This is a genomic window from Streptococcus sp. HMSC065C01 (genome assembly GCF_001813525.1).
In the GTDB taxonomy this organism is placed as follows: Bacteria; Bacillota; Bacilli; order Lactobacillales; family Streptococcaceae; genus Streptococcus; species Streptococcus parasanguinis_V.
In genome coordinates, this window is sequence record NZ_KV812859.1 from 46,564 (window position 1) to 54,662 (window position 8,099).

The 8,099-nt window shown below is 44.1% G+C and carries 10 protein-coding genes; 2 read left to right on the forward strand and 8 right to left on the reverse strand.

Annotated elements, in window-relative coordinates:
* Positions 1-50 precede the first annotated feature (50 nt).
* Positions 51-896 (forward strand): peptidylprolyl isomerase, encoded by an 846-nt coding sequence (locus tag HMPREF2918_RS08845; protein ID WP_070595287.1) that lies wholly within the window; start codon positions 51-53, stop codon positions 894-896.
* A gap of 312 nt (positions 897-1,208) precedes the next feature.
* Here the strand turns inward: HMPREF2918_RS08845 and HMPREF2918_RS08850 are convergent, their stop codons facing one another.
* The 8 genes from HMPREF2918_RS08850 to tmk all read right to left on the reverse strand — a co-directional run bounded on the left by HMPREF2918_RS08850 (position 1,209) and on the right by tmk (position 6,986).
* A complete protein-coding gene (locus tag HMPREF2918_RS08850; protein WP_049474316.1) occupies positions 1,209-2,750 on the reverse strand; it encodes an ABC-F family ATP-binding cassette domain-containing protein in 1,542 nt (513 codons plus the stop codon).
* Positions 2,751-2,834: 84 nt separating this feature from the next.
* Positions 2,835-3,188, reverse strand: a complete 354-nt coding sequence (locus HMPREF2918_RS08855) for an arsenate reductase family protein (protein ID WP_070595289.1) — start codon at positions 3,186-3,188, stop codon at positions 2,835-2,837.
* 5 nt (positions 3,189-3,193) lie between these two features.
* Positions 3,194-3,685 (reverse strand): methylated-DNA--[protein]-cysteine S-methyltransferase, encoded by a 492-nt coding sequence (locus HMPREF2918_RS08860; protein WP_070595291.1) that lies wholly within the window; start codon positions 3,683-3,685, stop codon positions 3,194-3,196.
* Complete coding sequence (locus HMPREF2918_RS08865) at positions 3,669-4,250, reverse strand: GNAT family N-acetyltransferase (protein ID WP_070595293.1); 582 nt, start codon at positions 4,248-4,250, stop codon at positions 3,669-3,671. Before HMPREF2918_RS08865 ends, HMPREF2918_RS08860 begins: the two co-directional genes overlap by 17 nt.
* Positions 4,251-4,267: 17 nt before the next feature.
* Complete coding sequence (rsmI, locus tag HMPREF2918_RS08870) at positions 4,268-5,125, reverse strand: 16S rRNA (cytidine(1402)-2'-O)-methyltransferase (protein WP_049491210.1); 858 nt, start codon at positions 5,123-5,125, stop codon at positions 4,268-4,270.
* Between the two features lie 2 nt (positions 5,126-5,127).
* Positions 5,128-5,448 carry a DNA replication initiation control protein YabA gene (gene yabA, locus HMPREF2918_RS08875; protein ID WP_014713697.1) on the reverse strand — a complete coding sequence of 107 codons (321 nt, stop codon included), beginning with the start codon at positions 5,446-5,448 and terminating at the stop codon, positions 5,128-5,130.
* A 9-nt stretch (positions 5,449-5,457) separates the two neighbouring features.
* Positions 5,458-6,351, reverse strand: a complete 894-nt coding sequence (locus tag HMPREF2918_RS08880; protein WP_049491212.1) for a DNA polymerase III subunit delta' — start codon at positions 6,349-6,351, stop codon at positions 5,458-5,460.
* Positions 6,348-6,986: a dTMP kinase gene (gene tmk, locus HMPREF2918_RS08885; protein WP_021153665.1), complete on the reverse strand. Its 639-nt coding sequence runs from the start codon at positions 6,984-6,986 to the stop codon at positions 6,348-6,350. Before tmk ends, HMPREF2918_RS08880 begins: the two co-directional genes overlap by 4 nt.
* A 149-nt stretch (positions 6,987-7,135) precedes the next feature.
* On the opposite strand from tmk, the gene HMPREF2918_RS08890 reads away from it, so the two are divergent.
* Positions 7,136-8,023 (forward strand): YitT family protein, encoded by an 888-nt coding sequence (locus HMPREF2918_RS08890; protein ID WP_070595295.1) that lies wholly within the window; start codon positions 7,136-7,138, stop codon positions 8,021-8,023.
* Positions 8,024-8,099: the final 76 nt, after the last annotated feature.

Genomic DNA, 8,099 nt, shown 5'->3' on the forward strand with positions numbered 1-8,099 from the left:
GCAAAATTAAGGTACAATAGAAAAAGACAACTATGTTGGAAAGGAAGAATATGAAAAAATTAATCGCACTACTATTATTTTCCGGCTTGGCTTTGACAGCTTGTTCGTCTAATAAGACTGACGCTAACTCTTCAAGCTCAAGCAAAGAAAAGACAGAGCAGACAGCAACTTCTAGCTCTAGTGAAAAAGATCAAAAGAAAATTGAAGAAGAACAAAAAAAATTAGAACAACTGCGCAAAGATTTTAACGATGCCATGACCAATGAAAATGCTGTCTTCCCACAACTCTCAACTGATGTGGCTGAAGACGAAGCAGAGGTTAAAATCACGACAACTGAAGGCGACATCACTGTGAAGCTCTTCCCTAAATATGCGCCCCTTGCAGTTGAAAACTTCTTGACCCACGCAAAAGAAGGCTACTACAATGGCTTACTCTTCCACCGTGTTATTAACAACTTTATGATCCAAACTGGGGATCCTAAGGGAGACGGTACGGGTGGCGAGTCCATCTGGAAGGGCAAAGACAAATCCAAAGATTCAGGTACTGGTTTTGAGAATGAGTATTCTCCATACCTTTACAACCTTCGTGGAGCCCTTGCCATGGCCAATTCTGGTCCAAATACCAATGGTAGTCAATTCTATATCAACCAAAATAAGGATGATATTTCTAGCAAGCTCCCGACTGACCGCTTCCCAGCTAAGATCATCGATGCTTATAAAAATGGTGGAAATCCAACCCTTGATGGTGGCAACTACACTGTCTTTGGACAAGTCATCGATGGCATGGATGTGGTCGATAAAATTGCGTCTGCCGAAACTGATGATAAGGACAAACCAAAAATAGACATCAAGATTGAAAAAATCGAGATCTTAAAAGACTATAATTTCAAGAAATAATGAAAAGAGAACCAAACGGTTCTCTTTTTCTATCAAATGTAAATTTTTCTTAGAAACTTTCCTTAGGTGAGTACGGACGTCAGCGAACTTCTGCGAAGTTCCATGACTAATTATTGAGCCTAAGGTCTCAATAATTCCGTGTGCCTGAAACAAATCTGTTTCAGGCACTTTTCTCACTGCGGAATGTTTCGGTCATTACTTGACTAAATTTAAAAATAGAATCATTTAGATTTTTTGAATTAGTTATGCCGCTTTATGTAAACAACAAAATTTCTTCATTCTAAAAAGCGAGACAAGTTTCTCTCTTTGTCTTTACGTCAATTCATTAAAGTCCCAGATTTGATCCATCCAGCCTTCATAGAAGTCTGGCTCGTGGCAAACCATGAGAATCGATCCCTTGTACTCTTTCAGAGCCCGTTTCAATTCATCTTTGGCATCCACATCCAAGTGGTTGGTTGGTTCGTCTAGTACCAAGACATTGTTTTCACGGTTCATCAAGAGACAGAAGCGTACCTTAGCTTGCTCCCCACCGGATAACACCTGGATTTGGCTCTCGATGTGTTTGGTCGTCAAGCCACAGCGGGCAAGGGCGGCACGGACTTCTGCTTGGTTGAGAGCCGGAAAGGCATTCCAGACTGCTTCTAGTGGTGTTTGACGATTGCCACCTTCGACCTCTTGCTCGAAGTAACCAAGCTCTAGGTAATCTCCACGCTCGACTTCTCCAGCGATTGGTGGGATGATTCCCAGCAAGCTCTTCAAGAGAGTGGTTTTCCCGATCCCGTTGGCTCCGATGATGGCTACCTTTTGATTGCGTTCAAACGTTAGGTTCAAAGGCTTGGTCAAAGGACGATCATAGCCAATCTGAAGATCCTTAGCCTGGAAGATAAAGCGTCCAGGAGTCCGAGCATTTTTAAATTCAAAGGATGGCTTTGGTTTCTCGCTTTGCAACTCAATGAGTTCCATCTTGTCCAGCTTCTTCTGACGAGACATGGCCATATTCCGTGTAGCCACACGCGCCTTATTGCGGGCTACGAAATCTTTCAAATCAGCAATCTCTTTTTGCTGGCGCTCATAAGCCGCTTCCAATTGCGATTTCTTCATTTCATAGACTTCAAGGAATTGGTAGTAGTCTCCTGAATAGCGGGTTAACTGCTGATTTTCCACATGGTAGACGATATTGATCACATCGTTCAAGAATGGAATATCATGGGAAATGAGGACAAAGGCATTTTCATAATTTTGCAAATAGCGCTTGAGCCAATCGATGTGCTCTGCATCCAAGTAGTTGGTCGGCTCATCTAGTAGCAAGATATCTGGTTTTTCAAGGAGGAGTTTGGCCAAGAGGACCTTGGTCCGTTGCCCACCTGACAAGGAGGTCACATCCGTCTCCATGCCAAAATCCATGACCCCAAGAGCACGCGCCACTTCATCTATCTTGGCATCCAAGGTATAAAAATCACGACTTTCTAGACGCTCTTGGAGTTCCCCAACCTCTTCCATGAGAGCATCGACATCAGCTCCGTCTTCTGCCATGGCCATATAGAGGTCATTGATCCGAGCTTCTGCTGTGAACAACTCATCAAAAGCTGTCCGCAAGACATCGCGCACCGTTTGTCCTTCTTCTAAAACCGAATGCTGGTCCAGGTAACCAGCCGTCACATACTTAGACCACTCGACCTTTCCTTCGTCTGGTTGCATCTTACCGGTCACGATGCTCATGAAGGTCGATTTTCCTTCACCATTGGCCCCGACCAGACCGATATGCTCTCCCTTTAACAAACGGAAAGACACATCCTCAAAAATCGCACGGTCCCCAAAACCGTGACTCAAATTTTTCACTTCTAAAATACTCATGCTTGACTCTCTTTCATTGATTTCACTCGTATGATTATATCATCTTCAACTCAAAATGAAAAGGGAGTCCAACTCCCTTTTCTTTTACAAATCTAAGTCTGCGTAGGGTTTCCGGTAGCCAACTTGAACCACTTTTCCGTCTTTGACAAGTAGGGGGCGCTTGATCAGCATACCGTCGCTAGCCAAAAGATCCGCTGCTTCTTCTATTGTCAGTTGATCTACCTTATCTTTCAAGCCGAGTTCCCGGTATTTCATCCCGCTGGTATTAAAGAAAGACTTGATTGGTAGGCCAGATGCTGCCATCCAGTCCTGTAATTCTTGACTAGTCGGTGTTTCGGTTACAATATTTTGGCTCTGAAACTCACATTGGAGACCGTCCAATTCTGATTTAGCCTTTCGACAAGTCGAACATTTTGGATATTCAATAAAGGTATACATCGATTTCATTTCTCCTTCCAGGTAATTCCTTCGTGTTGTAAGAGCCAGCGTTTACGATCGAGTCCGGACGCATAGCCTGTCAATTCTCCATTTTTTCCCATCACGCGGTGACAGGGAACTAGGATCGACAAGGGATTGCGCCCAACTGCTTGTCCCACGGCCTGGGCTGAACCACAAGAAAGATCCTGGGCTAGCTGCCCATAGGTCTTGGTCTCACCATAGGGGATCTCTCTCAATAACTGCCACACCCGCTCTTGAAAAGCTGTCCCTTGCGGCGCTAGTGGAAAGCTGATCGCAATTGGGGCCCCAGCAAAATAATGGTCCAACCACTCCTTTACCTTCTCATGGTAGGGATGGAACTGCTCCAGCGCCCCAAAAGGATCAGGCGCATCTTCTTTCGGATTATAAAAATCAAGCTCTACAAGGCCTTCTTCGCTGACAATGATCGAAAGAAGTCCCATAGGGCTCTCATAGAATTGTTTAAGATAGAGTGTCATTGTAAGCCGCTTCTGCTCTTTGGTCCCAGCGGTCCTCTTCTGAGACCACTTGGAATAGACTGGTTTCTGCTTTTCGTTTGATCTTTTGATAAGCCAGACGGACGCCATCAATTGGGACCTTTCCACAATAATGGTAGCCTAATTTTTCAAGCAAATGTTGCATGACTAGATTATCCGGGTGCGTATCGCAACGGAAATCCGGCCCTTTTTCTCCTTCGATCAAACCTTGAAGGAAGGTTTGAGCCACCCCTTTGCCAGCAGCTTCTTTGGCCACAGCGACACGGTGAAAAGTGATATACATATAGTTGTCATGCTCCCACTTGCCATCGTAAATCTCATTATAGGCTGCTTCATTTCCCTTGTGGACGGCAGCATAGGCGACGACTTCCTGATCTTCAACCGCTACATAGCCACGACTTTCTAGTATATCCTCAAAAATGATCTCTTCATCTGGATAACCATCCTGCCACTGGTCAACCTGTCTTTGAGCCAGGCTTTCCTTGGCATCTTGGATGATTTCCATAATTCGCTGGATCTCATTTGGATAAGCCATTCTAATTTCCATCCTGCTTTCAACCTTTCCTACTCTTGATGGTAACGAGCATAAAGCTCACTCTTTTGCAGGCCGTATTGTTTGGCGACCTGTTTGATTGCTTGATTCTTCTTCATCCCCTCTTGGACCAAGGTATCGATCTCTTGGATCAAGTCGACCTCTTCTAGGTCTAGCACTTCTTCCTTAGCTCCTTCGACGATCAAGAGGCACTCCCCTTTGAGGGGATTTTCTTCAAGAAATGCGACTAACTCTGAAATGCTGCCGCGAGTATATTCTTCGTAGATCTTGGTCAATTCACGAACCAAGACAACCGGACGATCCCCATAGACAGCCAACATATTCTCTAAGGTCGCTTTCACCCGATGGGGAGACTCATAAAAGATCTGTGTCTCCGGATAGGCCACTTTTTCTTGGAAAAAGGCCTTTTGTTGCCCCTCTTTGCGAGGCAGAAATCCATAAAAAATATGAGGTTGAGGTGCTAAGCCACTGGCAATCAAACCTGTAATCCCTGCACTTGGGCCAGGAATAGCTACGACAGGAATCTCGCGTTCAATCGCTGCCTTGACCAAATCATGACCAGGGTCAGAGATACTTGGGAGTCCTGCATCTGAGACCTGCGCCAAATCTTTTCCAGATTCTAAATGGGCGATCAGATCTGGAATTTTCTCCTGGGCATTATGCTCATGAAAGCTAGTCTGGGGAGTCCTAATCTCAAAATGCTTGAGCAAGAGACCTGTATTTCTGGTATCCTCTGCTGCGATCAAGTCCACATCCTTTAAGGTCTGGACCATGCGGTAACTCATATCCTCACGATTGCCGATCGGTGTTGGGACTAGGTAGAGGACCCCTGTTTTCTTTTCCCCTTTAAAACTTCGTTGGATCTGCATGCTTACTCCCTAAATAACAACTCGTCACAAAACATACACTCTTCATCGTTCTCACGGCGTTGACCATAGGAATAGGTGCAAATATGAAAGCCGTCGTTGTAAATTCGTTGCAAATTTTCACGGCCATGGTGTTGTGACTTTGCGGATGCGGTCTTCTCAACTTCCCCCAAACGCTCTCTCAATTTATCATTTTCTAAGCGAAGAGCTGTATTTTCTTCGATGACTTGTTTCAAATTTTTCTTGATGGCTTCGACTTCAGCCAAGGTGACCAACAAATTCTGAGAAAAGCCGTCTAAAGCATCAAATAATTCTTTTTTATTCATTCTGACTCCTTAACTTTCTAAGCTCAAAACCATATATTCTAGAGCATTTTGAAAAGAAACATTGGCCTTCCACATCCTGCGAGCAAGACTCAATTTCTCAAGCAACTGCTGAGATCTACTCAAGCGCAACTGCTCTTCTAAAGCCAACTCCATCAAACGAAAGGCCTGGCTTTGTTTTTCCTTATCATCTGCTAGGCTCACTAAGCGGGTCACTTCCAAATAAGCACGATTCAAATTGGATTGGCAACGTTCGATGAACTGATCACAAACTTTTGCCAGTTCAAAAAATGTAGCATTCTTTTTTTGTTGCTCTGCTTCTTCGAGACTAAAACTAAAACGAGCTACTAAATTTGCCTGTGATTTGATCAAGCCTTCTTTTTCTAGCAGTTCGGTTAGGTAGGCTTGCTTTTTAGGAAAATGGACCTGCTGGGCCCGACTCTTGATGGTCGGTAAGATCAAGTTTTCATCGGAAGTCAACAAGAAGAGATAGATCTCACTCTGGGGCTCCTCCATGACTTTTAAGAGAGAATTGGCCGCATTGGTATGCATCTTATCCGCATCTTGGACGATAAAGACCTGCCGACTTCCTTCAAATCCTGATTGAGAAAAGTCTTGAACGAGCGAGCGAATGCGGTCCGTCTTAATGATTTGGTTGACTGGACGCACGATCTTTACGTCTGAGAATTCTTCTTCTTCAATCAAGCGGCAGGAACGGCATTTGCCACAAGGCCAGACTCCCTGCAAATCTTCGCAAAATTGACTTTGAGCTAGCAAGAGGGCCATCTCAAAACTGGCAAAAGAACCCGTAAAGAGATAAGCATGACTGAGCTGTTTGTGTTCCAAGATCTGGGTGAAGCGCTCCACCAATTCTGGCTGGAGCTGTTGGATCTCTTCTAGCTTCATTTCAATATCCCCAAGCGATTTTCTAAAACAGCCAAGACATCCGCAAAGACTGCTTCAAAGGATTGACTGGCATCGATTTTCACAATGCGCTCTGGTTCCTTTTCGTACAAGGCCAAATAACCTTGTCTGACTTTTTGGTGAAGCTCCAAACCTTCCAAATCCAAACGATTGACTTCCCGCTCTTGGTTTTTGGCAATTCGGGCGAGCCCTTCTTCAACATCCAGATCAAAGTAAAGGGTGAGATCTGGTTTAAGACCATCTGTCGCGAATTGATTGAGCCACTCGATATCTTCCACACTCAGACCGCGACCATACCCTTGATAAGCGACCGAGCTATCAATAAAGCGGTCCATCAAGACAATCTTCCCAGCTGCAAGGGCTGGCAAGACACGTTCCACCAAATGCTGCCGGCGACTAGCAATATAAAGCAACAACTCGGTCTTAGCATCCATACGAGTATGGTCTGGATCTAAAATGACTTGGCGGATCTTTTCTGCAATGTCTACACCGCCTGGTTCACGGGTTGTAATAAAAGGAATTCCTTTTTCTTCAAGTAGAGGCAAAACGGCTTCTAGGACCGATGATTTCCCCGCTCCTTCTGGACCTTCAAATGAAATTAATGTACCGTTTACCATAGTATCCTCTTTCTGTTTTTCTTCTTTTTATTTTACCAAAAATAAGGGTAAAAATCTTGTATTTTAGGAGAGAAAATTTTTCAAAGTCATTTTCATTTTTTCACTTTTTTGTTACAATGATCTTATAAAGTTTTAGGAGACAACCTATCATGTTTAAATTTAAAGATATTCTGGCTATCATCTTGGGGGCCGGCATTTTTTCGTTTGGGATCTATTTTTTGGTCATTCCCTTTCACTTCTATGAAGGAGGAGCGACAGGGATTACCTTGATCACCTATTACCTCTTAAAAGTCCCCGTATCCCTGATGAACTTGCTGATCAATATCCCTCTTTTCGTTCTGGCTTGGAAACTGCTGGGCAAGAAATCTCTTTATCTGAGCTTACTTGGGACTTTCTCGGTTTCGGCATGGATGGCAATTTTTGAAGCTATGCCTCTCAGCCACCACTACCATCACTTTATCTTTACAGCCTTTAAAGGAGATATTCTGCTTGCCTGTATCGCCTCAGGGGTTGTGCTTGGTTTGGGGCTAGGGATCATCTTCAATGCTGGAGGAACCACTGGAGGAACCGATATCCTCGCTCGCATCTTTAACAAATACACTTCCCTCAGTATGGGAAAGCTCATGTTGATTGTAGATGCCATTGTTCTGACAACTGTGGTCATTGTCTTCCAAGATGTCCGTACCGCTATGTATACCCTCTTCTTTATCCTGATTGACACCCTTGTGATCGACTTGATTGGAGAAGGTGGTTTTGCTGGAAAAGGCTTCCTTATCGTTACATCCAAACCAGAAGAAATTGCCAAAAAGGTTTCTGACGATCTGGGTCGCGGGATTACCTTTATCCGCGGGATGGGCTATTACAGCCGTAAGGACCTGGATATCGTCTACTGTGTCGTTTCACGGAATGAGATGAAACAAATGAAAGACATCATTAATCAGATTGATCCATTCGCCTTTATCACCATTTCTGAAGCCCATGAAATTCTCGGCGAAGGCTTTACTTTAGATAAAGAAAAACAACCCATTAATCGTTAATAGAAATAAGGCTAGATTTTCATCTAGCTTTTTTTCTATTTACGATTTTCCTTAGGTGAGTACGGACGTCAGCGAA